Below are 22,406 nucleotides of genomic sequence, written 5' to 3' on the forward strand. Positions count from 1 at the left end.
TTGGCCTGAGCTTTGGCGCCCGCATTCCGGTGCCGAACTAGCGTTCCCGGCATGTCCTTCAACCCCCCACATTCCCCCATCCGTCCCCCCGCCAGACCCGCCGGACTGCCGGTCCTCCCGTACCGGAAGCCGACCCGGGGCCGCGACTACTGGGTCCTGGACGACGTCCTGCCCGACATCGACGCGGTCCGCGCCCGGTGCCTCGCGAAGGACGACTGGGTCCAGGGCGCCCCGGTCAACCCCGAGCCCTGGCCCGGCCTGCGGGCCATGCCGGGCCTGGAACCGGACGAACTCGCCCATGTGGAACGGCTGGTGCGCAAGGCCACCGGCGCCCCGCGGCTCTGGTCCGTGGACCCGGACCGGGCCGGCACCTTCAACCACAACTGCGTCCAGGTCGTCGGCAAGGACGAGTGCGAGCCCCGCCCGCACACCGACTCCCGCAGCCTGTGCCGCTACGCCGCCGTGCTCTACCTCAGCCCGGACGCCCCCAAGGACTGCGGCACGAGCTTCTACCGCCAGAGCCTCCCGGGCGGCCGGCTCGGCGGCAACCAGGTCCTGGCCCCCCACGACAACCTGGTCGACGCCCTGGGCACCCGCTTCGTCCCGCCGGACTCCTTCACCGAGGACATCCGCGTCCCCCACCGGTACAACCGGCTGCTGCTCTACTCCGCGAACCTGATGCACAGCGCGACGGGTTACTGGGGCACCACCCTGGAGGACAAGCGGATGACCGCCGTCTTCTTCTGGATGGCCTGACCGGCACGGCGAAGGGCCCGGCTCGCCCCCGAGCCGGGCCCTTCGCCGTACCGCCCGTACTACCGGACGAACACGCTCGCCTGGTTCGCCAGGTCCAGGAAGTACTGCGGGGCGAGGCCGAGGACCAGGGTGACCGCGACGCCCGCCGTGATCGTGATGCTCGTCAGGGCCGAGGGCACGGCGACCGTGGGGCCGTCCGCCTTCGGCTCGCTGAAGAACATGAGCACGATGACCCGGATGTAGAAGAACGCGGCGATCGCCGAGGAGATCACACCGACCACGACGAGGGCACCCGCGCCGCCGTCCGCCGCCGCCTTGAAGACCGCGAACTTCCCGGAGAAGCCGGAGGTCAGCGGAATGCCGGCGAAGGCGAGCAGGAAGACGGCGAAGACCGCCGCGACGAGCGGCGAACGGCGGCCGAGCCCGGCCCACTTGGACAGGTGGGTGGCCTCGCCGCCCGCGTCCCGGACCAGGGTGACGACGGCGAAGGCGCCGATCGTCACGAAGGAGTACGCCCCCAGGTAGAAGAGGACGGACGAGATCCCGCTCGGCGTCGCCGCGATGACGCCCGCGAGCAGGAAGCCCGCGTGCGCGATCGACGAGTACGCCAGGAGCCGCTTGATGTCGGTCTGGGTGATGGCGACGATCGCACCGCCCAGCATGGTGACGATGGCGACGCCCCACATGACCGGCCGCCAGTCCCAGGTGAGGCCCGGGAGCACCACGTACAGCAGGCGGAGCAGCGCGCCGAAGGCGGCGACCTTGGTGGCGGCGGCCATGAAGCCGGTGACCGGGGTCGGGGCGCCCTGGTAGACGTCCGGGGTCCACATGTGGAACGGCACGGCGCCGACCTTGAAGAGCAGCCCCATGAGGACCATCGCGAAGCCGATGAGCAGCAGCGCGTCGTTGCCCATGGTGTCGGCGAGCGCCGGGTCGACGGAGCCGATCGAGCCGTCGACGACGCGGGCGATGGTGGCGTACGAGACGGAGCCCGCGTAGCCGTAGAGCAGGGCGATCCCGAAGAGCAGGAAGGCCGAGGAGAAGGCGCCGAGCAGGAAGTACTTGACGGCCGCCTCCTGCGACATCAGCCGCTTGCGGCGGGCGACGGCGCAGAGCAGGTACAGCGGGAGGGAGAAGACCTCCAGGGCGACGAAGAGCGTCAGGAGGTCGTTGGCCGCCGGGAAGACCAGCATGCCGGAGATCGCGAAGAGCGCGAGCGGGAAGACCTCGGTGGTGGTGAACCCGGCCTTGACGGCGGCCCTCTCCTGCTCGCTGCCGGGGACGGCGGCGGCCTCGGCGGCGAAGGAGTCGACCTTGTGGCCGTGGTCGGCCGGGTCGAGCCGGCGCTCGGCGAAGGTGAACACCGCGACGATCGAGGCGAGGAGAATGGTGCCCTGGAGGAAGAGGGCGGGCCCGTCCACGGCGATGGCGCCCATGGCCGCGATGTGGGCCTTGGTGGAGCCGTAACCGCCCGCCGCCAGGCCGACGATGGCGGCGAAGGCGGCGGCGAGCGCCGCGACGGAGAGGAACACCTGGCTGTGGTAGCGGGCCTTTCGGGGCACGAAGGCCTCGACGAGGACGCTGACGACCGCGGCGCCGAGCACGATGAGCACGGGCGAGAGCTGCGTGTACTCGATGTGGGGCGCCGGGATCTTGTCCAGCGGCGCGGCAGCTGTCGTCCACAAGCTGTGGACAGCCATGGCACTCACTTGGCCGCCTCCACGTTCTGAATCTGGGGCTGGGGGTCCGTCTGCTGGACGTCCGACATGGTGTACTGCACGGCCGGGTTGACGACGTCCGTCAGCGGCTGCGGGAAGACGCCGAGGAAGATCAGGACGGCGATCAGCGGGGCGACCACGGCCAGCTCGCGCGCCCGCAGGTCGGGCAGCGCCCGCACCTCCTCCTTCACCGGCCCGGTCATCGTCCGCTGGTACAGGACGAGGGTGTAGAGCGCGGCGAGGACGATGCCGGTGGTGGCGATGACGCCGGCCACCGGGTAGCGCTCGTACGCGCCGACCAGGACCAGGAACTCGCTGACGAACGGGGCGAGTCCGGGCAGCGACAGGGTCGCGAGGCCGCCGATCAGGAAGGTGCCGGCGAGCACCGGGGCGACCTTCTGCACACCGCCGTAGTCGGCGATGAGCCGCGAGCCGCGCCGGGAGATCAGGAAGCCGGCGACGAGCATCAGGGCGGCCGTCGAGACGCCGTGGTTGACCATGTAGAGCGTGGCGCCGGACTGGCCCTGGCTGGTCATCGCGAAGATGCCCAGGATGATGAAGCCGAAGTGCGAGATCGACGCGTAGGCGACCAGGCGCTTGATGTCCCGCTGGCCGACGGCGACCAGCGCGCCGTACACGATGCTGATCAGCGCCAGGACGACGATCGCCGGAGTGGCCCACTTGCTCGCCTCGGGGAAGAGGCCGAGGCAGTAGCGGAGCATCGCGAAGGTGCCGACCTTGTCGACGACGGCGGTGATGAGGACGGCGACCGGGGCGGTGGCCTCCCCCATCGCGTTCGGCAGCCAGGTGTGCAGCGGCCACAGCGGCGCCTTCACCGCGAAGGCGAAGAAGAAGCCGAGGAACAGCCACCGCTCGGTGCTGGTCGCCATCTCCAGGGAGCCGTTGGCCCGGGCCGCGGCGATCTCGGTGAGCGAGAAGTTCCCCGCGACCACGTAGAGCCCGATGACCGCGGCCAGCATGATCAGGCCGCCGACGAGGTTGTAGAGCAGGAACTTGACGGCCGCGTACGAGCGCTGGGCCGCCGCGTTCTCGTCCGAGCCGCTGTGGGCGCGGTCGCCGAAGCCGCCGATGAGGAAGTACATCGGGATGAGCATGGCTTCGAACAGGATGTAGAAGAGGAAGACGTCGGTGGCCTCGAAGGAGAGGATCACCATCGCCTCGACCATCAGGATCAGGGCGAAGAAGCCCTGCGTCGGCCGCCACCTCTTCGAGGAGGTCTCCAGCGGGTCGGCGTCGTGCCAGCCGGCCAGGACGATGAACGGGATCAGCAGGGCGGTGAGGCCGATGAGCGCCACCCCGATGCCGTCGACGCCGAGCTCGTACCGGACGCCGAAGTCCTTGATCCAGGAGTACGACTCGACGAACTGGTAACGGTCGCCGCCCGGTTCGAAGCCGGCGAAGATCACCCCGGCCAGCACGAGCGTGGCGAGCGAGACGGCCAGCGCCAGCCACTTGGCGGCGGTGCGGCGGGCGGCGGGGACGGCGGCGGTGAGGATCGCACCGACCGCCGGGACCGCTGCCGTCGCCGTGAGGAGCGGGAAGCCCGCGTTGACCACTTGGGACATGGGAGTCACACCGCCCTCATCAGCAGGGTCGCGGCGATCAGCACCGCCGTACCTCCGAACATGGAGACCGCGTACGAGCGGGCGTAGCCGTTCTGGAGCTTGCGCAGCCGGCCGGAGAGTCCGCCGACCGCGGCCGCGGTGCCGTTGACGACGCCGTCCACCAGGCTGTGGTCGACGTACACGAGCGAGCGCGTCAGGTGCGTGCCGCCGGTGACGAAGACCGCGTGGTTGAAGTCGTCCTGGAGCAGGTCGCGGCGGGCGGCCCGGGTGAGCAGCGAGCCGCGCGGGGCGACCACCGGGACGGGCCTGCGGCCGTACTGGACGTACGCGAGGCCGACGCCGATCACCATGACGGCGACGGTGGCGGCGGTGACCGCTCCGGCGCTGATCGGCGAATGGCCGTGGGCGAAGCCGGTGACCGGCTCCAGCCACTCGACGAAGCCGGAGAACTCGAAGAGGGCGCCCGCGGCGACCGAGCCGACGGCGAGGAGCACCATCGGGACCACCATGGACTTCGGCGACTCGTGCGGGTGCGGCGGCTCGCCGTTCTCGTCGTTCTGCCAGCGCTTCTCGCCGAAGAAGGTCATCAGCATCACGCGGGTCATGTAGTAGGCGGTGATGGCCGCGCCGAGCAGGGTGACCGCGCCGAGGATCCAGCCCTCGGTGCCGCCCTTGGCGAAGGCCGCCTCGATGATCTTGTCCTTGGAGAAGAAGCCGGACAGGCCGGGGAAGCCGATGATCGCGAGGTAGCCGAGACCGAAGGTGATGAAGGTGACCGGCATGTACTTCCGCAGGCCGCCGTACCTCCGCATGTCTACCTCGTCGTTCATGCCGTGCATGACGGAACCGGCGCCGAGGAACAGACCGGCCTTGAAGAAGCCGTGCGTCACCAGGTGCATGATCGCGAAGACGTAGCCGATGGGGCCGAGGCCGGCCGCCAGGATCATGTAGCCGATCTGCGACATCGTCGAACCGGCGAGCGCCTTCTTGATGTCGTCCTTCGCGCAACCGACGATCGCACCGAAGAGGAGCGTGACGGCGCCGACCACGGTGACGACGAGCTGGGCGTCCGGCGCGCCGTTGAAGATGTTCGCCGAGCGGACGATCAGATAGACACCGGCGGTCACCATCGTGGCCGCGTGGATGAGGGCCGAGACCGGGGTCGGGCCCTCCATCGCGTCCCCGAGCCAGGACTGCAGCGGCACCTGGGCCGACTTGCCGCAGGCGGCGAGGAGCAGCATCAGGCCGATCGCGGTCAGCTTGCCCTCGGAGGCCTCGCCGGTGCTCGCGAGCACCGGACCGAAGGTGAAGGTCCCGAAGGTGGTGAACATGATCATGATGGCGATCGACAGGCCCATGTCGCCGACCCGGTTGACGATGAACGCCTTCTTCGCGGCCGTCGCCGCCGTGGGCTTGTGCTGCCAGAAGCCGATCAGGAGGTACGAGGCGAGGCCGACGCCCTCCCAGCCGAAGTACAGGAGCAGGTAGTTGTCGGCGAGGACGAGCAGGAGCATCGCCGCGACGAACAGGTTGAGGTAGCCGAAGAACCGGCGGCGGCGCTCGTCGTGCTCCATGTAGCCGATGGAGTACACGTGGATGAGCGTGCCGACCCCGGTGATCAGCAGGACGAAGGTCATCGACAGCTGGTCGAGCTGGAAGGCCATGTCCGCCTGGAAGCCCTCGACGGGGATCCAGGTGTAGAGCGTCTGGTGCAGCGCCCGGTCGTCCGCGCTCTTGCCGAGCATGTCGGCGAAGAGCGCCAGGCCGATCACGAAGGACACGGCCGCGAGGAGCGTGCCGATCCAGTGCCCGGACTTGTCGAGCCGCCGCCCACCGAGGAGCAGCACGGCCGCACCGAGCAGGGGCGCCCCGATGAGCAGCGCAATGAGATTTTCCACGGTCAGCCCCTCACAGCTTCATCAGGCTGGCGTCGTCGACCGAGGCCGAGTGGCGGGCACGGAAGACGGACACGATGATCGCGAGCCCGACGACGACCTCCGCGGCGGCGACGACCATCGTGAAGAAGGCGATGATCTGGCCGTCGAGGTTGCCGTGCATGCGGGAGAACGTGACGAACGCGAGGTTGCAGGCGTTGAGCATGAGCTCGACGCACATGAACACGACGATCGCGTTGCGCCGGATCAGCACCCCGACCGCACCGATGGTGAACAGCAGCGCGGCGAGATACAGGTAGTTGACGGGATTCACCGGGAAGCCTCCTCTTCGCGGCCCAGGCGCTCCGCCGACCGCTGCTCCAGGGCCTTGAGGTCCGAGAGCGCCTCGTTCGACACGTCCCGGATCTGGCCCCGCTTGCGCAGGGTCTGCATGACGGTGAGCTCCGCCGGGGTGCCGTCGGGCAGCAGACCGGCGATGTCGACGGCGTTGTGCCGGGCGTACACACCGGGCGCGGGCAGCGGCGGCACGTGCTTGCCCTCGCGGACGCGCTGCTCGGAGAGCTCGCGCTGGGTGCGGGCCCGCTCGGTGCGCTCGCGGTGGGTGAGCACCATCGCGCCGACGGCCGCCGTGATCAGCAGCGCGCCGGTGATCTCGAAGGCGAAGACGTACTTGGTGAAGATGAGGGCGGCGAGGCCCTCGACGTTCCCGCCGTGCGCGCTGTTGGCCGTGCCGAGTCCGGCGAAGTCCTTCAGCGAGGCGTTCCCGATGCCGGCGGCGAGGAGGATGCCGAAGCCGAGGCCGCAGGCGACGGCCAGCAGGCGCTGGCCCTTGATGGTCTCCTTCAGCGAGTCCGCGGCCGTGACACCGACCAGCATGACGACGAAGAGGAAGAGCATCATGATCGCGCCGGTGTAGACGACGATCTGGACGATGCCGAGGAAGTACGCGCCGTTGGCGAGGTAGAAGACCGCCAGGACGATCATGGTCCCGGCGAGGGAGAGCGCCGAGTGCACGGCCTTCTTCATCAGGATCGTGGACAGCGCGCCGACGACGGCGACGGTGCCGAGGACCCAGAACTGGAAGGCCTCACCGGAGGAGGTCGTGTAGGCCGCGAGGTTCGCGCTCATGCGTCCGCCCCCTCCGGCTCGCCCTTCTCCCCCTTGGACACGGCGACCTGACGGACGGTGCCGGGCGCGGCCCGGGTGACCAGGCCCTGGTAGTAGTCCTGCTCGGTCATCCCCGGGAAGATCGCGTGCGGGGTGTCGACCATCTCCTCCTCCAGGCCCGCGAGGAGCTGCTCCTTGGTGTAGATCAGGGCCTCGCGGGAGGAGTCGGCCAGTTCGAACTCGTTGGTCATCGTCAGCGCGCGCGTGGGGCACGCCTCGATGCACAGTCCGCAGAGGATGCAACGGGCGTAGTTGATCTGGTAGACGCGGCCGTACCGCTCGCCCGGCGAGTAGCGCTCCTCGTCGGTGTTGTCCGCGCCCTCGACGTAGATGGCGTCGGCGGGGCAGGCCCAGGCGCACAGCTCGCAGCCGACGCACTTCTCCAGACCGTCGGGGTGACGGTTGAGCTGGTGCCGGCCGTGGAAGCGGGGCGCCGTCGTCTTCTGCTGCTCCGGGTACTGCTCGGTCAGCCGCTTCTTGAACATGGCCTTGAAGGTCACGCCGAAGCCGGCCACCGGATTCTGGAAATCAGACACCGTCCGTCTCCTTTCCATCACTCGCAGTAGCAGTATCGGGGCCACCACTGACAACGAGGTCCCGGTCGTGCCGGGGCCTGCGCCGCGGCACGGGCGGCAGGGACTGTCCGGGCTTGGGCGGTACGGGGAAGCCGCCGGCCATCGGGTCGAAGGACGGCTCCTCGGCGGGCCCGGCCGCGGCCTCCTTCGCCTTCCGGTCGCGGAACGCGTCGAAGAGGAAGGAGAGGAGGAGCAGGGCGAGGACGGCGCCGGCCACATACAGCACGATGTTGGAGAAGGCGATGTTCTCGTTCCGCAGCGCGCGGACGGTGGCGACGAGCATCAGCCAGACCACGGCGACCGGGATGAGGACCTTCCAGCCGAGCTTCATCAGCTGGTCGTAGCGGACGCGGGGCAGGGTGCCGCGGAGCCAGATGAAGAAGAACAGCAGCAGCTGCACCTTGATGACGAACCAGAGCATCGGCCACCAGCCGTGGTTCGCGCCCTCCCAGAAGGTGGAGATCGGGTACGGGGCCCGCCAGCCGCCCAGGAAGAGGGTCACCGCCACGGCCGAGACCGTCACCATGTTCACGTACTCGGCGAGCATGAACATCGCGAACTTGATGGACGAGTACTCGGTGTTGAAGCCTCCGACGAGGTCGCCCTCGGACTCCGGCATGTCGAAGGGGGCGCGGTTCGTCTCACCGACCATCGTGACGATGTAGATGATGAACGACACCGGCAGCAGGATCACGAACCAGCGGTCCGCCTGCGCCTCGACGATCTTCGAGGTCGACATCGACCCGGAGTAGAGGAAGACCGAGGCGAAGGCCGCGCCCATGGCGATCTCGTACGAGATCATCTGCGCGCAGGACCGCAGGCCGCCGAGGAGCGGGTACGTGGAGCCGGAGGACCAGCCGGCGAGGACGATGCCGTAGATGCCGACGGAGGCGACCGCGAGGACGTACAGCATCGCGATCGGCAGGTCGGTGAGCTGCATCGCGGTCCGCTGGCCGAAGATCGAGACCTCGTCGTCGGCCGGGCCGAAGGGGATCACGGCGATCGCCATGAACGCGGGGATCGCGGCGATGATCGGAGCCAGGATGTAGACGACCTTGTCGGCCTTCCTGACGACCACGTCCTCCTTGAGCATCAGCTTGATGCCGTCCGCGAGGGACTGGAGGAGACCCCAGGGGCCGTGCCGGTTGGGGCCGATGCGCAGCTGCATCCAGGCGACGACCTTGCGCTCCCACACGATGGAGAAGAGCACGGTGATCATCAGGAAGGCGAAGCAGAAGACGGCCTTGATCAGCACGAGCCACCAGGGGTCCGTGCCGAACATGGACAGGTCTTCGGCAGCCAGGACGTTCGGGGTCATGCCTGCACCTCCTGCGGGGTCGCCGGGCCGATGCGGACCAGGTCGCCGGGGTGGGCGCCGGTGTCGGAGAGGACGCCGCGGCCGGCCGAGTTCAGCGGGAGCCAGACGACCCGGTCGGGCATCTCGGTGACCTGGAGCGGGAAGGTGACGGAGCCCGCGGGGCCGGTCACCTCCAGGACGTCGCCGTCCTTGACGCCGGTGTCGGCGGCGGTGGCGGCGGAGAGCCGGGCGACCGCGGCGTGACGGGTGCCGGCCAGGGCGGTGTCGCCCTCCTGGAGCCTGCCGAGGTCGAGGAGGAGCCGGTGTCCGGCGAGGACGGCCTCGCCGTCGCCGGGCCGGGCCGCCGGCTGTCCGGGCGAGCTGGGCTCGGTGGCCCGCTCCTCGGTCCAGCCGCCGAGCCGGTCCAGCTCCCGGCGGGCCGACCGCAGGTCGGGCAGGCCCAGGTGGGCGTCGAGGGCGTCGGCGAGCATGTGGAGGACGCGGGCGTCGGTCGGCGCGAGCGGCCTCGTCATCTGCTCGGGCTTGAGCGCGGCCTCGAAGAGCCGGGCCCTGCCCTCCCAGTTGAGGAAGGTGCCGGGCTTCTCGGCGACGGCCGCGACCGGCAGGATCACGTCGGCGCGCTCGGTGACCTCGCTGGGCCGCAGCTCCAGGGAGACCACGAAGGCCGTGTCGAGGGCCTCGCGCGCGCGTGCCGGGTCCGGCAGGTCGGCGACCTCGACGCCGGCGACGAGCAGCGCGACGAGTTCCCCGCCGGCGGCGGCCTCCACGATCTGGCCGGTGTCGCGGCCGTAGCGGTGCGGGAGTTCCCGGACGCCCCAGGCGGCGGCGACCTCCTCACGCGCGCGGGGATCGGTCGCGGGCCGGCCGCCGGGCAGCAGCGCCGGGAGCGCGCCGGCCTCGACGGCGCCGCGCTCGCCGGCGCGGCGCGGGATCCACACGAGGCGGGCGCCGGTGGCGGCCGAGGCGCGCAGGGCGGCGGTGAGCGCGCCGGGCACGCCCGCGAGCCGCTCGCCGACGGCGAGGACGGCGCCCTCCTGGCGGAGGGCCTCGGCGGCGACGGCGCCGTCCTCGGAGAGCCCGACCCGGGAGGTGAGGGCGTCGAGCCACTCGGTCTCGGTGCCGGGGGCGGCGGGCAGCAGGGTGCCGCCCGTCTTCTCCAGGCCCCGGGTCGCGAACGGGGCGACGGCGAAGGTCTTCTGGCCGTGCTTGCGCCAGGCCTTGCGCAGCCGCAGGAAGACGCCGGGGGCCTCCTCCTCGGACTCCAGACCGACGAGGAGCACCGCCGGTGCGGCTTCCAGCGAGGTGTACGTGACGCCCGACCCGTCCAGGTCACGGCCCCGTCCGGCCACGGCGGAGGCCAGGAAGTCGGCCTCCTCGCCGGAGTGGATCCGGGCCCGGAAGTCGATGTCGTTGGTGTCGAGGGCGACCCGGGCGAACTTGGCGTACGCGTAGGAGTCCTCGACGGTCAGCCGGCCGCCGGTCAGGACGCCGGTCCGGCCGCGGACGAGCCCGCGGGCGGCGGCCTCCAGGGCCTCGGGCCAGGAGGCCGGCTCCAGCTCACCGGTGTCGGCGTTCCGGACGAGCGGCGTGGTGAGCCGGTCGCGCTGCTGGGCGTACCGGAAGCCGAAGCGGCCCTTGTCGCAGATCCACTCCTCGTTGACCTCCGGGTCCTCGGCGGCGAGCCGCCGCATGACCTTGCCGCGCCGGTGGTCGGTGCGGGTGGCGCAGCCGCCGGCGCAGTGCTCGCAGACGGACGGCGAGGAGACCAGGTCGAAGGGGCGGGAGCGGAAGCGGTAGGCGGCCGAGGTGAGGGCGCCGACCGGGCAGATCTGGATGGTGTTGCCGGAGAAGTACGACTCGAAGGGGTCGCTGTTGCCGAGGCCGACCTGCTGGAGCGCGCCGCGCTCGATCAGTTCGATCATCGGGTCGCCGGCGACCTGGTTGGAGAAGCGGGTGCAGCGCGCGCAGAGCACGCACCGCTCGCGGTCGAGCAGCACCTGCGTGGAGAGCGGGATCGGCTTCTCGTAGGTGCGCTTGTGGCCCTCGAAGCGGGACTCCGCCTGCCCGTGGGACATGGCCTGGTTCTGCAGCGGGCACTCGCCGCCCTTGTCGCAGACCGGGCAGTCCAGCGGGTGGTTGATGAGCAGCAGCTCCATCACGCCGTGCTGGGCCTTCTCGGCGACCGGCGAGGTCAGCTGGGACTTCACCACCATGCCGTCGGTGCAGGTGATGGTGCAGGAGGCCATGGGCTTGCGCTGGCCCTCGACCTCGACGATGCACTGGCGGCAGGCGCCGGCGGGGTCGAGGAGCGGGTGGTCGCAGAAGCGCGGGATCTCGATGCCGAGCTGTTCGGCGGCGCGGATGACCAGGGTCCCCTTGGGGACGGAGATCTCGGCGCCGTCGATGGTCAGCGTGACGAGGTCCTCCGGCGGTACGGCCGGGCTGGTGCCGCCCGCCGGGCCTGACGTGGTGACGGTCATGCGGTCACCTCCTTGTGGTTGTCCGCCCAGGCGGTCGACTTGGCCGGGTCGAAGGGGCAGCCCTTGCCCGTGATGTGCTGCTCGTACTCCTCGCGGAAGTACTTCAGGGAGGAGAAGATCGGCGAGGCGGCGCCGTCGCCGAGGGCGCAGAACGACTTGCCGTTGATGTTGTCGGCGATGTCGTTGAGCTTGTCGAGGTCGGACGTCTTCCCCTTGCCGGCCTCGATGTCGCGGAGCAGCTGGACGAGCCAGTACGTGCCCTCGCGGCAGGGCGTGCACTTGCCGCAGGACTCGTGGGCGTAGAACTCGGTCCAGCGGGTGACGGCCCGGACGACGCAGGTGGTCTCGTCGAAGCACTGGAGCGCCTTGGTGCCGAGCATGGAGCCGGCGGCGCCGACGCCCTCGTAGTCGAGGGGCACGTCGAGGTGCTCGTCGGTGAACATGGGGGTGGAGGAGCCGCCGGGCGTCCAGAACTTGAGCCGGTGCCCGGGCCGCATGCCGCCGCTCATGTCGAGGAGCTGGCGCAGGGTGATGCCGAGGGGGGCCTCGTACTGTCCGGGCGAGGCGACGTGCCCGCTGAGCGAGTAGAGGGTGAAGCCGGGGGACTTCTCCGTCCCCATGGATGTGAACCAGTCCTTGCCCTTGTGCAGGATCGCGGGAACCGAGGCGATGGACTCGACGTTGTTCACCACAGTGGGGCAGGCGTACAGACCGGCGACCGCGGGGAAGGGGGGTCGCAGCCGGGGCTGGCCGCGGCGCCCTTCGAGCGAGTCGAGCAGCGCGGTCTCCTCACCGCAGATGTACGCGCCGGCGCCGGCGTGCACGGTGAGTTCGAGGTCGAGTCCGCTGCCGAGGATGTTCGTGCCGAGGTAGCCGGCGGCGTAGGCCTCGCGGACGGCCTCGTGGAGTCGGCGCAGGACGGGGACGACCTCGCCGCGCAGATAGATGAAGGCGTGGTTCGAGCGGATCGCGTAGCAGGCGATCACGATGCCCTCGATGAGGGAGTGCGGGTTGGCGAAGAGGAGGGGGATGTCCTTGCAGGTGCCGGGCTCGGACTCGTCGGCGTTGACGACGAGGTAGTGCGGCTTGCCGTCGCCCTGCGGGATGAACTGCCACTTCATGCCGGTGGGGAAGCCGGCGCCGCCGCGTCCGCGGAGGCCGGATTCCTTGACGTAGGCGATGAGGTCGTCGGGGCTCATCGCGAGGGCCCGCCTGAGGCCCTGGTAGCCCTCGTGGCGCTCGTAGGTCTCCAGGGTCCAGGAGTCGGGCTGGTCCCAGAAGGCCGACAGGACGGGTGCGAGCAGCTTCTCGGGGCTGCTGTTGTTGATCTCGGCGGCCAAGGTCATCACTCCCCCTCCTGACTGGCTGCCTCACCGCGCGGGTGGACGATTCGGTGGTGCGGGGTCTCGCCCTTGGCCAGACGCAGGCCGACGAGGGAGGCGGGTCCGGCGCCGCCGGTGGCCTCGACGGCGCCCGGGCGCTCGTCGGGGAAGCCGGCGAGGATGCGCGCGGTCTCCTTGAAGGTGCAGAGCGGGGCGCCGCGGGTGGGTTCGACGGTGCGTCCGGCCCGCAGGTCGTCGACCATCTTCTTGGCGGACTCGGGCGTCTGGTTGTCGAAGAACTCCCAGTTGACCATCACGACGGGCGCGAAGTCGCAGGCCGCGTTGCACTCGATGTGCTCAAGGGTGATCTTGCCGTCCTCGGTCGTCTCGTCGTTCCCGACGCCGAGGTGGGCCTTGAGCTCCTCGAAGATGGCGTCGCCGCCCATGACCGCGCAGAGCGTGTTCGTACAGACGCCGACCTGGTAGTCGCCGGAGGGCTTGCGCCGGTACATCGTGTAGAAGGTGGCGACGGCGGTGACCTCGGCGGTGGTCAGGCCGAGGAGCTCGGCGCAGAACCGCATGCCGGTCCGGGTCACATGGCCCTCCTCCGATTGCACGAGGTGCAGCATCGGCAGGAGCGCGGAGCGGGAGTCCGGGTAGCGGTCGATGATCGCCCGGGCGTCCTCCTCCAGGCGGGCGTGGACGTCCGCCGGGTAGGAGGGCGCGGGGAGCTGGGGCATCCCCAGGCTGATGTTCTCCGTCATCGGTCGACGCCTCCCATCACGGGGTCGATGGAGGCGACGGCGACGATGACGTCGGCGACCTGGCCGCCCTCGCACATCGCGGCCATCGCCTGCAGGTTGGTGAAGGACGGGTCGCGGAAGTGGACCCGGTAGGGACGCGTGCCGCCGTCGGAGACCACGTGGACGCCGAGCTCGCCCTTGGGCGACTCGACGGCCGCGTAGGCCTGCCCGGCGGGGACCCGGAAGCCCTCGGTGACCAGCTTGAAGTGGTGGATCAGGGCCTCCATGGAGGTACCCATGATCTTCGCGATGTGGTCGGTGGAGTTGCCGAGGCCGTCCACGCCGAGCGCGAGCTGCGCCGGCCAGGCGATCTTCTTGTCGCCGACCATGACCGGGCCGGGCTCCAGGCGGTCGAGGCACTGCTCGACGATCCGCAGGGACTGCCGCATCTCCTCCAGGCGGACGAGGAAGCGTCCGTAGGAGTCGCAGGTGTCGGCGGTCGGGATGTCGAAGTCGTAGTCCTCGTAGCCGCAGTACGGGTCGGTCTTCCGCAGGTCGTGCGGGAGGCCCGCCGACCGGAGGATCGGTCCGGTGGCGCCGAGGGCCATGCAGCCGGTGAGGTCGAGGTAGCCGACGTCCTGCATGCGGGCCTTGAAGATGGGGTTGCCGGTGGCGAGCTTGTCGTACTCCGGCAGGTTCTTCTTCATGGTCTTCACGAACTCGCGGACGGCGTCGACGGCGCCGGGCGGAAGGTCCTGGGCGAGGCCGCCGGGACGGATGAACGCGTGGTTCATGCGCAGGCCGGTGATCAGCTCGTACAGGTCCAGGATCATCTCGCGGTCCCGGAAGCCGTAGATCATGATCGTGGTGGCGCCGAGCTCCATGCCGCCGGTGGCGATGCACACCAGGTGCGAGGAGAGCCGGTTGAGCTCCATCAGCAGGACGCGGATGACGCTGGCGCGGTCCGGGATCTGCTCGGTGATGCCGAGGAGCTTCTCCACGCCGAGGCAGTACGCCGTCTCGTTGTAGAACGAGGTGAGGTAGTCCATGCGCGTGACGAAGGTGGTGCCCTGCGTCCAGGTCCGGTACTCGAGGTTCTTCTCGATGCCGGTGTGGAGGTAGCCGATGCCGCAGCGGGCCTCGGTGACGGTCTCGCCGTCGATCTCCAGGATGAGGCGGAGCACGCCATGGGTGGACGGGTGCTGGGGCCCCATGTTGACGATGATGCGCTCGTCGTCGGCCTTCGCGGCGGACTGGACGACCTCTTCCCAGTCGCCGCCGGTCACCGTGTAGACGGCGCCTTCCGTGGTCTCGCGGGGAGACGCGTGTTCGGTGGACATCAGCTGTACGACCTCCGCTGGTCCGGAGCCGGGATCTGGGCGCCCTTGTATTCGATGGCGATGCCGCCGAGGGGGTAGTCCTTGCGCTGCGGGTGGCCCTGCCAGTCGTCCGGCATCATGATCCGGGTGAGGGCGGGGTGGCCTTCGAAGACGATGCCGAAGAAGTCGTACGTCTCGCGCTCGTGCCAGTCGTTCGTCGGGTAGACCGCGACGAGGGACGGGATCCGCGGCTCGCTGTCCGGGGCCGAGACCTCCAGGCGGATCAGCCGGCCGTGGGTGATCGAGCGCAGGTGGTAGACGGCGTGCAGCTCGCGGCCCTTGTCGCCCGGGTAGTGGACGCCGGAGACGCCGGTGCAGAGCTCGAAGCGGAGCGCCGGGTCGTCGCGCAGGGTGCGGGCCACGCGGACGAGGTGCTCGCGCTCGATGTGGAAGGTGAGCTCACCGCGGTCGACGACCGTCTTCTCGATGGCGTTCCCGGGGAGCAGCCCTTGCTCCTCCAGGGCGCCCTCGAGTTCGTCGGCGACCTCGTCGAACCAGCCGCCGTACGGGCGGACGGCCGGGCCGGGGAGCCGGACGGAGCGGACGAGGCCGCCGTAGCCGGAGGTGTCGCCGCCGTTGTTGGCGCCGAACATGCCGCGCTGGACGCGGACCTCCTCGCCGTGGTCCCCGCGCTGGCCCGGCAGGTTCTGCGCGCTGAGGTCCTTCTCGGGGTTAGGGGTTTCGTCGCTCACCGGAGCAGACCCTTCAACTCGATCGTCGGCAGCGCCTTGAGCGCCGCCTCCTCCGCCTCGCGGGCCGCCTCCTCGGCGTTCACGCCGAGCTTGGAGGTCTGGATCTTCTGGTGGAGCTTGAGGATCGCGTCCAGGAGCATCTCCGGACGCGGCGGGCAACCGGGCAGGTAGATGTCGACCGGCACGATGTGGTCGACGCCCTGCACGATCGCGTAGTTGTTGAACATGCCGCCCGAGGAGGCGCAGACGCCCATGGAGATGACCCACTTGGGGTTGGGCATCTGGTCGTAGACCTGCCTCAGGACGGGCGCCATCTTCTGGCTGACCCGGCCGGCGACGATCATCAGGTCGGCCTGGCGCGGCGAGCCGCGGAAGACCTCCATGCCGAAGCGGGCCAGGTCGTACCGGCCGGCTCCGGTGGTCATCATCTCGATGGCGCAGCAGGCGAGGCCGAAGGTCGCGGGGAACACGGACGCCTTGCGCACCCAGCCCGCGGCCTGTTCGACCGTCGTCAGAAGAAAGCCGCTCGGGAGTTTCTCTTCGAGTCCCATAGGTGCCCCTCAGCCCCTCAGTCCCATTCCAGGCCGCCGCGCCGCCACACGTACGCGTAGGCGACGAAGACGGTGAGCACGAAGAGCAGCATCTCCACGAGCCCGAAAAGCCCCAGGGCGTCGAAGGTGACGGCCCAGGGGTAGAGGAAGACGATCTCGATGTCGAAGACGATGAAGAGCATCGCCGTCAGGTAGTACTTGATCGGGAAGCGGCCGCCTCCGGCCGGAGTGGGCGTCGGCTCGATGCCGCACTCGTACGCCTCCAGTTTGGCCCTGTTGTATCGCTTTGGCCCGATAAGCGTGGCCATGACCACGGAGAAGATCGCAAACCCCGCACCCAGGGCACCGAGCACGAGGACGGGCGCGTACGCATTCACGCTCCTCGCTCCTTCCAGTCGTCCTTGACCGTTGGACCGCACCGCCGGCCGTGAAAGATCGCCCCCATGTGAGGCAGTTCACAAGCCCGGCTGCCCCGCATCTTATGCCCGCCCCTCTGTGATCTGCGACACGGGGTACAGCAAGGACTTTGTGATCTCCACCACCTGACGAAGGATCATGAAGTCGGATGAGCGGTGATCTTGTTGCGCGAAGCGCCCAGGTGATCACCAGATGTGACATCCGTACCGGAAATCGCTGCTCGGAAGGGGTGCCGCACTATCAAGTGGTGGTCACTACAGGCAAATTGGCGATGGACGCCTCCGGGTGATAAAGGAACCGGCCGTCGCCCGGTCGGGGGGTCGGGCGTACGGAGGTGGACGCGTGCACGCGTTCACGAGCGCACACCGGGCCCCGGTGTGACCTGCGTCACGTCACAAGAGCCCCGGAAAGAAGGGGGCTTGGCCATCGGCGTCAAGAGGTGGTAAGCGTCGGGCAATTCGGACGTTTCATTGAAAACCCGTGATCAAGGGCCGGATGAGCCCTGCCCGATTTGCCCGTTACGGCGTCAATAAGGCTGGCACCGTGGCGGATTCACAGATTCCAAACGCAACTGTGGCGCAACCCACGTTTCTTGAAGGGAACCGTGAAGCCCTGATAGCGGTTGTACCCATGTCCCACACCGCTCACATACCCAGCCACCGGAAGCCCCGCCGCAGCGCCTCGAAGCTCGCGCTCCGCGCCGGAGTTGCCGGTGGCGTCCTCGGCACCATCGCGGTGGCCGGTGCTGCCGGGCCGGCGAATGCCGAGCCGGTGACCGAGACCATCGAAATGCCCACCCTGGGCTCCCTCGACGCCGGCACCGGCCTCGCCAGTGCCGTCGCCGCCTCCGCCGAGGCCTCCCAGCAGGAGGCCCTCGACCAGAACCTGCAGACGCAGGAGGACGCGGCGCTGCAGAAGGCCGCCAAGGAGGCCAAGAAGGCCAAGTCCGAGGCCGACCGCAAGGCCGCGGCCGAGCGCGCCGAGAAGGCCCGCCTCAAGGCCGAGCAGGAGCGCAAGGAAGCCGCCGCGCGTGCCTCCCGCGACAGCGCGCGCACCCAGCTCTCCAGCACGAGCGCGTCGAACGACAGCGGCTCCACCGCCTCGGACAGCGGCAGCCAGACGCAGGCCCCCACCGGCTCCGCCGCCGCGATCGTGGCCTTCGCCCGCGCCCAGATCGGCGACGCGTACGTCTCCGGCGGCACCGGCCCCAACTCCTGGGACTGCTCCGGCCTCGTCCAGGCCGCCTACCGCGCGGCCGGCATCGACCTGCCCCGCATCTCGTACGAGCAGTCGAGCATGGGCACCTCCGTCTCCCTGAGCAACCTCCAGCCGGGCGACATCCTGTACTGGGGCAGCCGCAGCGGCTCGTACCACGTCGCCATCTACGTCGGCGGCGGCAAGTACGTCGGCGCGCAGAACCCGTCCAGCGGCGTCGTCGAGCACACCATGGACTGGGACACCCCCTCGGGCGCGGTCCGCATCCTCTGATCCACCCGCACCTGTGCCGAAGGGCCGTCACTCCTCGGGGGAGCGACGGCCCTTCGGCGCAGCGGGCTCAGCGGCGCAGCGCCTCGGCCGGCTCGATCCGGGAGGCCCGCCAGGCCGGGTAGAGACCGGCGACGACGCCCGTGACCAGGCCGACGGCCGGGGCCGCGACGACCGTCGCCGTGTGCATCACCGGCGTCCAGTCCCGTACGAGCGCCACCACGATCACCGTGGAGACGCCCAGCGCCGTACCGACGAGGCCGCCCATCGCGCCTAAAGCGCCCGATTCCGTGAGGAACTGGACGGTGATGTGCCGACCGCGGGCCCCGAGGGCGCGTCTCAGGCCGATCTCACCGGTCCGCTCCAGGACCGCGACGAGGGTGGTGTTGGCGATCCCGACCGCGCCGATCACCAGGGAGACCCCGGCCAGGAGCAGGAAGAGCTGGTCCAGGTCGTCGGTCACGCCCGCGCGCAGGGTCCTGGGGTCCGGCGGCGGGATCGCCCTCAGGTACTCCGGGTGGTCCGGGCGCAGCGCGACCGGCGCCTCCCGCGCGATCTGCCGGGCCGCGCCCGTCGCGGTCGTGATGAGCATCTTCGCGTCGCCCTGCTGCGGCGGCCCCCAGAGCTTCTCGGCGGTCGTCCGGGGCACGGTGACCGACATCAGGACGTCGGCCCTGCGCTTCACGTCGTCGATGATCCCGGCGACGGTGAACGGCTCGTCGCCGATGAACACCGCCGGCCGGGTCTCCAGGGTCGTGATGCCGAGCCGGTCCGCGACCGACTTGCCGAGCACCGCGACCGACTGCCCGGACCTGGAGGTGAACTCGTCGTACAGGCGGCCCTGCCGGAGGGTCGGCGCCGCCGCCCGGAGCGCCCCGGGGGACGCGGCGACGACGTCGATCCGCTCGCTGCCCGTGGCGTCGCCGACCGGCGCGGAGCGGACGGCGGTGCCGGGCGCCAGCCGGACGGACCAGTAGACACCGGCTTCCTCGACCCCGCCGAGGCGTTCGATCCGGGCGTCCGCGTCGGCCGGGAAGGCGGGGTCGGCGAACTCGTTCTGGTCGCGGGCGACGTCCTCGACGGTCACCTCGGTGGCCGTGAGGATGTTGAACCGCGAGTCGATCTGCGAGGACGTGGTCGCGGTCAGCCCGAGGATCGCCACGAACGTCCCGACGCCGAGGACGGTGCCGAGCGCGGTGAGGACCGAGCGTCCGGGGCGCTGGAGCATTCCGGCGACGGCCTCGGCGAGGACGTCACGGGCGGCGAGCCGGGAGGGTTCGACCACCCGCCTCTTGCGCGGTTTTTTCGGGGAGGCCTTCGGCGAATCCTCCGGTGAGTCGTGCCGGGGTTCCTCCGGAGAATCCTCCGGGGAGTGGTTCGGGGAGTCCTTCAGGGAGTCTTCCGGGGATCGACTCACGCCGCCCGCCTTCCCCTCGTCGGCTCGCTGAGCACCCCGTCGCGGATCGTCACCGTGCGTTCGCCGCGCTCCGCCACCTCCGCGTCGTGGGTGATGACGACGATCGTCATCCCGGACGCGTGCAGTTCGCCCAGGAGGTCGAGGACGGACGCGGCGTTGTCCGAGTCGAGGTTGCCGGTCGGTTCGTCGCAGAGGAGCAGCGACGGGCGGCCGGCCAGGGCCCGGGCGATGGCCACCCGCTGGCGTTCGCCGCCGGAGAGCCGGCCGGGCAGCGCCTCGGCCCGGTGGGCGAGTCCCACCCGTTCGAGGGCGGTACGGGCCCGGGTGCGGCGCTCGGCACGGGGCACCGCCGAGTACACCATCGAGAGCATGACGTTCTCCGTGGCGCTGCGGTGCGGCAGGAGGTGGAAGGACTGGAAGACGAAGCCGATCCGCCGCCCGCGCAGGGCCGTGCGCTCTCCGTCGCGCAGCGCCGCCGTGTCGATGCCGTCCAGGAGGTACGTGCCGCCGGTGGGCGCGTCGAGCAGTCCCGCGACGTTCAGGAAGGTCGACTTGCCGGATCCGGACGGGCCGACGACGGTGATGAACTCACCTTTGCGTACGGTGAGTTCGCAGGGCCTCAGGGCAGCGACGGGCGGCGGTCCGGGGTAGGTCAGGGCCACCCCGCGGAACTCGATGACCGGGACGTCCTCCTCGCTCACGGCGACCCCTCGGTGCTGCCCGACGCGGCGCCCGGGTTGACCCCGGTGACCACCTCGTCGCCTTCCTTGAGCGCGCCGGCGGTGATCGGGACGACCTCCACGAAGCCGTCGCCGGTCGTGCCGGTCCGCACCTCGATCCGCTCCTGCCGGCCGGTGCCGTCGACGGTGGTGACGACGGTCTTGCCGTCCACGCCCGCGGAGACGGCGGTGACCGGGACGACGAGGGCCTTGCCGTCGGTGGAGGCGGCCTCGATGGTGAGGCGCACCTCCTGACCGGCGAGGCCGGAGGGGAGTTCGCGGCCGGGGTCGACGGTGAAGAGGTAGCCGACGGCTCCGTTGCCCTGGGTGCCGTCCCCTCCCCCGCCGTTGCCGCTGTTCCCGCCGGAGCCCGAGTCCTGCGAGCCGGACTGCTGGTCCTGGATCTGGGACGGGGCGTCCGCCACCGAGACCACCTTGCCGGCCGTCTCCTGCCCCGTCGTCTCGGCGAGGATCCGTACCTTCTGCCCGGCGCGGACCATCCCCTTCTGGTGCTCCTGGAGATAGCCCTGGGCCATCAGCTTGCCGGAGGAGAGGGTCAGCGCGGTGCCGGAGACCTGCGCCCCCGGCCGGGCCGTGACGGTGGCGACCCGGGCGGGGAAGGCCCGTACGAACACGACCTCGGCCGCCGGGACCATCGGGCCGGCCGCCGCCTCCGCCTTCGCGAGGGTCTCGCGCGCGGTGTCCAGGTCCTCGGCGGCCCGGTCGCGCGCCTTCTTCAGCGTCTTCGTCTGGGCGTCGTCCTTGTTGGCCGCGAGCGCGTCGCGGGCGTCCACGAGGGCGCGCTCGGCACCGGTGACGGCGGCCTCGGCGCCGTCCACGGCCGCGCCGTCGTCGTCGACGGCGGGCTTGGGGTCGTAGCCGATGGAGGAGTAGAACTCCTCGACCGCGTCCTTCGTGCCGGGCCCGAAGGTGCCCCTCTCGTCGCCGCCGCGGCCGTGGCCGAGCGCGGCGAGCGCGTCCTGGAGCTGCTTCACGTCGTCGCCGGTGGCGCCGGGCTTGAGGTCCCGGTAGACGGGCAGGCTGCCGCGCAGCACGAAGACGGGCCGGCCGGATATCTCCAGGAGCACCTTCCCCGAGCGCACCGCGTCCCCGCTCTTCACGGACACCTTGGTGATCACCGGGGCGGCGCCGCCCTCGCCGCCCGCCGAGACGGGCGCGACCTGGATGCTCTGGCCGGCCGCGACGGTGCCGCGCAGGACGACCGTCTCCGCGAGGACCCGGTTCTCGACCCGGGCGATCAGCACGTCCTGCGGCGGCGGCTCGGCGTCGGCCGCGACCTGTGCGGGCGAGCGGATCAGGGAGGTGGCCGCGACGCCGGCGCCGGTCAGGGCCACCGCCCCCGCGACGAGGGCGGCGACCCAGAACCGGCGCCGGTTCATCCGGGCGCCCCCGGCGTCGCCGCCGGGGGTCCTGGAGTCCTGCGCGATCTCGTCCGGGGGTGTCGTGCCGGGCGGGGTGTCGTCAGCCACCGACGACCGTCCCGCCGTCTCCGCCGGCGGCCTTGGGGCCGCAGGCCTTCAGTGCCTCGATCACCTTGGGGTCCCCCTTCATCCGCGCGCCGAGGTCGCCGTCGAGCGCCACCTCGCCGGTCGCCGGGTCGGGGTCCGGGTAGTCGGCGATGCCTTCCTCGCGCATGCAGGCGGACAGCTTCTTGGCGGCCTCGAGGCGGGCCGGGTCGACCGGGCCCCTCGCGGGCAGCTTCGCGACACACGCCTTCTCCGCCGCGACGATCGCGTCGGGCTTGTTGGCGTCCTTGTCGACGCGCTTCTCCCCGCCCGCGGTGTCCTGGAGCTTGAGCCCCTGGGCGCCGAGGCAGTCGTAGTAGGCGGCCCAGTCGGCGGTGCCCCGCGAGGCTCCCGCGGAGGGGGTGGCGGACGGGGAGGAGGCGGGGGCGGACGAGGCTCCGGTGCTCGGTTCCGACCGGGTCGCGCCGTCCCCGTCACTCGAACACCCCCCGAGCCCGAGGGCGAGGATGAGTACGGGCAGAGCCATGAGGCGTCTCATCAGAAACGGTCCTTCCGACGGGGATCTCCCCGTCTACGGGGCGTCACGGGAACGCGCAGGAGGGGGCCGACGCGGCGGTGCGCTCCGCCACGTACAAGGCCCCTGCGCGGTAGGTCGCCGGCGCCCGGCGGGCACCTCGACACGACGAGCATAACCGGGGC

At 70.7% G+C, this 22,406-nt stretch carries 20 protein-coding genes; 2 read left to right on the forward strand and 18 right to left on the reverse strand.

What is annotated here, in order from left to right; translation table 11 throughout:
- Positions 1-51 precede the first annotated feature (51 nt).
- Positions 52-756: a DUF6445 family protein gene (locus tag ACF07V_RS03235; RefSeq protein ID WP_392151131.1), complete on the forward strand. Its 705-nt coding sequence runs from the start codon at positions 52-54 to the stop codon at positions 754-756.
- Between the two features lie 59 nt (positions 757-815).
- Here ACF07V_RS03235 and nuoN read toward each other — a convergent pair whose 3' ends face one another.
- The 14 genes from nuoN to ACF07V_RS03305 are packed head-to-tail and all read right to left on the reverse strand — an operon-like array spanning position 816 to position 16,559.
- Positions 816-2,465: an NADH-quinone oxidoreductase subunit NuoN gene (gene nuoN, locus ACF07V_RS03240; protein ID WP_392151132.1), complete on the reverse strand. Its 1,650-nt coding sequence runs from the start codon at positions 2,463-2,465 to the stop codon at positions 816-818.
- Positions 2,462-4,060, reverse strand: a complete 1,599-nt coding sequence (locus tag ACF07V_RS03245; RefSeq protein WP_392151133.1) for an NADH-quinone oxidoreductase subunit M — start codon at positions 4,058-4,060, stop codon at positions 2,462-2,464. Before ACF07V_RS03245 ends, nuoN begins: the two co-directional genes overlap by 4 nt.
- 5 nt (positions 4,061-4,065) lie before the next feature.
- Positions 4,066-5,958 (reverse strand): NADH-quinone oxidoreductase subunit L, encoded by a 1,893-nt coding sequence (gene nuoL, locus ACF07V_RS03250; RefSeq protein WP_392151134.1) that lies wholly within the window; start codon positions 5,956-5,958, stop codon positions 4,066-4,068.
- Between the two features lie 10 nt (positions 5,959-5,968).
- A complete protein-coding gene (gene nuoK / locus ACF07V_RS03255; protein ID WP_189800457.1) occupies positions 5,969-6,268 on the reverse strand; it encodes an NADH-quinone oxidoreductase subunit NuoK in 300 nt (99 codons plus the stop codon).
- Positions 6,265-7,083 (reverse strand): NADH-quinone oxidoreductase subunit J, encoded by an 819-nt coding sequence (locus ACF07V_RS03260; RefSeq protein ID WP_392151135.1) that lies wholly within the window; start codon positions 7,081-7,083, stop codon positions 6,265-6,267. The genes nuoK and ACF07V_RS03260 overlap by 4 nt, the downstream gene beginning before the upstream one ends.
- A complete protein-coding gene (nuoI, locus tag ACF07V_RS03265; protein WP_392151136.1) occupies positions 7,080-7,676 on the reverse strand; it encodes an NADH-quinone oxidoreductase subunit NuoI in 597 nt (198 codons plus the stop codon). The genes ACF07V_RS03260 and nuoI overlap by 4 nt, the downstream gene beginning before the upstream one ends.
- On the reverse strand, positions 7,651-9,015 hold the full coding sequence (nuoH, locus tag ACF07V_RS03270; RefSeq protein WP_392151137.1) for an NADH-quinone oxidoreductase subunit NuoH: 1,365 nt from the start codon (positions 9,013-9,015) through the stop codon (positions 7,651-7,653). The genes nuoI and nuoH overlap by 26 nt, the downstream gene beginning before the upstream one ends.
- Positions 9,012-11,495 carry an NADH-quinone oxidoreductase subunit G gene (locus ACF07V_RS03275; protein WP_392151138.1) on the reverse strand — a complete coding sequence of 828 codons (2,484 nt, stop codon included), beginning with the start codon at positions 11,493-11,495 and terminating at the stop codon, positions 9,012-9,014. Before ACF07V_RS03275 ends, nuoH begins: the two co-directional genes overlap by 4 nt.
- Positions 11,492-12,841, reverse strand: coding sequence for an NADH-quinone oxidoreductase subunit NuoF (nuoF, locus tag ACF07V_RS03280; RefSeq protein ID WP_392151139.1), 1,350 nt, complete (start codon positions 12,839-12,841; stop codon positions 11,492-11,494). Before nuoF ends, ACF07V_RS03275 begins: the two co-directional genes overlap by 4 nt.
- The gene (gene nuoE / locus ACF07V_RS03285; RefSeq protein WP_392151140.1) at positions 12,841-13,581 is read right to left on the reverse strand and encodes an NADH-quinone oxidoreductase subunit NuoE; all 741 of its coding nucleotides are present in this window, start codon (positions 13,579-13,581) and stop codon (positions 12,841-12,843) included. Before nuoE ends, nuoF begins: the two co-directional genes overlap by 1 nt.
- A complete protein-coding gene (locus tag ACF07V_RS03290; protein ID WP_392151141.1) occupies positions 13,578-14,900 on the reverse strand; it encodes an NADH-quinone oxidoreductase subunit D in 1,323 nt (440 codons plus the stop codon). Before ACF07V_RS03290 ends, nuoE begins: the two co-directional genes overlap by 4 nt.
- Complete coding sequence (locus ACF07V_RS03295; protein WP_392151142.1) at positions 14,900-15,631, reverse strand: NADH-quinone oxidoreductase subunit C; 732 nt, start codon at positions 15,629-15,631, stop codon at positions 14,900-14,902. The genes ACF07V_RS03290 and ACF07V_RS03295 overlap by 1 nt, the downstream gene beginning before the upstream one ends.
- On the reverse strand, positions 15,628-16,182 hold the full coding sequence (locus tag ACF07V_RS03300) for an NADH-quinone oxidoreductase subunit B family protein (protein WP_024756031.1): 555 nt from the start codon (positions 16,180-16,182) through the stop codon (positions 15,628-15,630). Before ACF07V_RS03300 ends, ACF07V_RS03295 begins: the two co-directional genes overlap by 4 nt.
- 17 nt (positions 16,183-16,199) lie before the next feature.
- On the reverse strand, positions 16,200-16,559 hold the full coding sequence (locus ACF07V_RS03305; protein WP_019888619.1) for an NADH-quinone oxidoreductase subunit A: 360 nt from the start codon (positions 16,557-16,559) through the stop codon (positions 16,200-16,202).
- Between the two features lie 670 nt (positions 16,560-17,229).
- Between ACF07V_RS03305 and ACF07V_RS03310 the strand changes: the two genes are divergently transcribed.
- Complete coding sequence (locus ACF07V_RS03310) at positions 17,230-18,087, forward strand: C40 family peptidase (RefSeq protein ID WP_392151143.1); 858 nt, start codon at positions 17,230-17,232, stop codon at positions 18,085-18,087.
- A gap of 67 nt (positions 18,088-18,154) precedes the next feature.
- Here the strand turns inward: ACF07V_RS03310 and ACF07V_RS03315 are convergent, their stop codons facing one another.
- From ACF07V_RS03315 to ACF07V_RS03330, 4 genes are all read right to left on the reverse strand, one after another.
- Positions 18,155-19,312, reverse strand: a complete 1,158-nt coding sequence (locus ACF07V_RS03315; protein WP_392151370.1) for an ABC transporter permease — start codon at positions 19,310-19,312, stop codon at positions 18,155-18,157.
- A gap of 185 nt (positions 19,313-19,497) precedes the next feature.
- Positions 19,498-20,202 (reverse strand): ABC transporter ATP-binding protein, encoded by a 705-nt coding sequence (locus ACF07V_RS03320; RefSeq protein WP_392151144.1) that lies wholly within the window; start codon positions 20,200-20,202, stop codon positions 19,498-19,500.
- A complete protein-coding gene (locus ACF07V_RS03325; protein WP_392151145.1) occupies positions 20,199-21,710 on the reverse strand; it encodes a peptidoglycan-binding protein in 1,512 nt (503 codons plus the stop codon). Before ACF07V_RS03325 ends, ACF07V_RS03320 begins: the two co-directional genes overlap by 4 nt.
- Complete coding sequence (locus ACF07V_RS03330) at positions 21,703-22,233, reverse strand: hypothetical protein (RefSeq protein WP_392151146.1); 531 nt, start codon at positions 22,231-22,233, stop codon at positions 21,703-21,705. Before ACF07V_RS03330 ends, ACF07V_RS03325 begins: the two co-directional genes overlap by 8 nt.
- Positions 22,234-22,406 lie beyond the last annotated feature (173 nt).

The organism is Streptomyces sp. NPDC015661 (assembly GCF_043077765.1).
Taxonomy (GTDB): Bacteria; Actinomycetota; Actinomycetes; order Streptomycetales; family Streptomycetaceae; genus Streptomyces.

Bases quoted from the DNA above. Each gene is read 5' to 3' on its own strand.
- ACF07V_RS03330 (WP_392151146.1), bottom strand. From the start codon at position 22,233: ATGGCTCTGCCCGTACTCATCCTCGCCCTCGGGCTCGGGGGGTGTTCG.
- ACF07V_RS03260 (WP_392151135.1), bottom strand. From the start codon at position 7,083: ATGAGCGCGAACCTCGCGGCCTACACGACCTCCTCCGGTGAGGCCTTC.
- nuoF (WP_392151139.1), bottom strand. From the start codon at position 12,841: ATGACCTTGGCCGCCGAGATCAACAACAGCAGCCCCGAGAAGCTGCTC.
- ACF07V_RS03235 (WP_392151131.1), top strand. From the start codon at position 52: ATGTCCTTCAACCCCCCACATTCCCCCATCCGTCCCCCCGCCAGACCC.
- nuoH (WP_392151137.1), bottom strand. From the start codon at position 9,015: ATGACCCCGAACGTCCTGGCTGCCGAAGACCTGTCCATGTTCGGCACG.
- ACF07V_RS03310 (WP_392151143.1), top strand. From the start codon at position 17,230: ATGTCCCACACCGCTCACATACCCAGCCACCGGAAGCCCCGCCGCAGC.
- ACF07V_RS03300 (WP_024756031.1), bottom strand. From the start codon at position 16,182: ATGGGACTCGAAGAGAAACTCCCGAGCGGCTTTCTTCTGACGACGGTC.
- ACF07V_RS03245 (WP_392151133.1), bottom strand. From the start codon at position 4,060: ATGTCCCAAGTGGTCAACGCGGGCTTCCCGCTCCTCACGGCGACGGCA.
- ACF07V_RS03290 (WP_392151141.1), bottom strand. From the start codon at position 14,900: ATGTCCACCGAACACGCGTCTCCCCGCGAGACCACGGAAGGCGCCGTC.
- ACF07V_RS03275 (WP_392151138.1), bottom strand. From the start codon at position 11,495: ATGACCGTCACCACGTCAGGCCCGGCGGGCGGCACCAGCCCGGCCGTA.
- nuoE (WP_392151140.1), bottom strand. From the start codon at position 13,581: ATGACGGAGAACATCAGCCTGGGGATGCCCCAGCTCCCCGCGCCCTCC.
- ACF07V_RS03315 (WP_392151370.1), bottom strand. From the start codon at position 19,312: ATGCTCCAGCGCCCCGGACGCTCGGTCCTCACCGCGCTCGGCACCGTC.
- nuoI (WP_392151136.1), bottom strand. From the start codon at position 7,676: ATGGAAAGGAGACGGACGGTGTCTGATTTCCAGAATCCGGTGGCCGGC.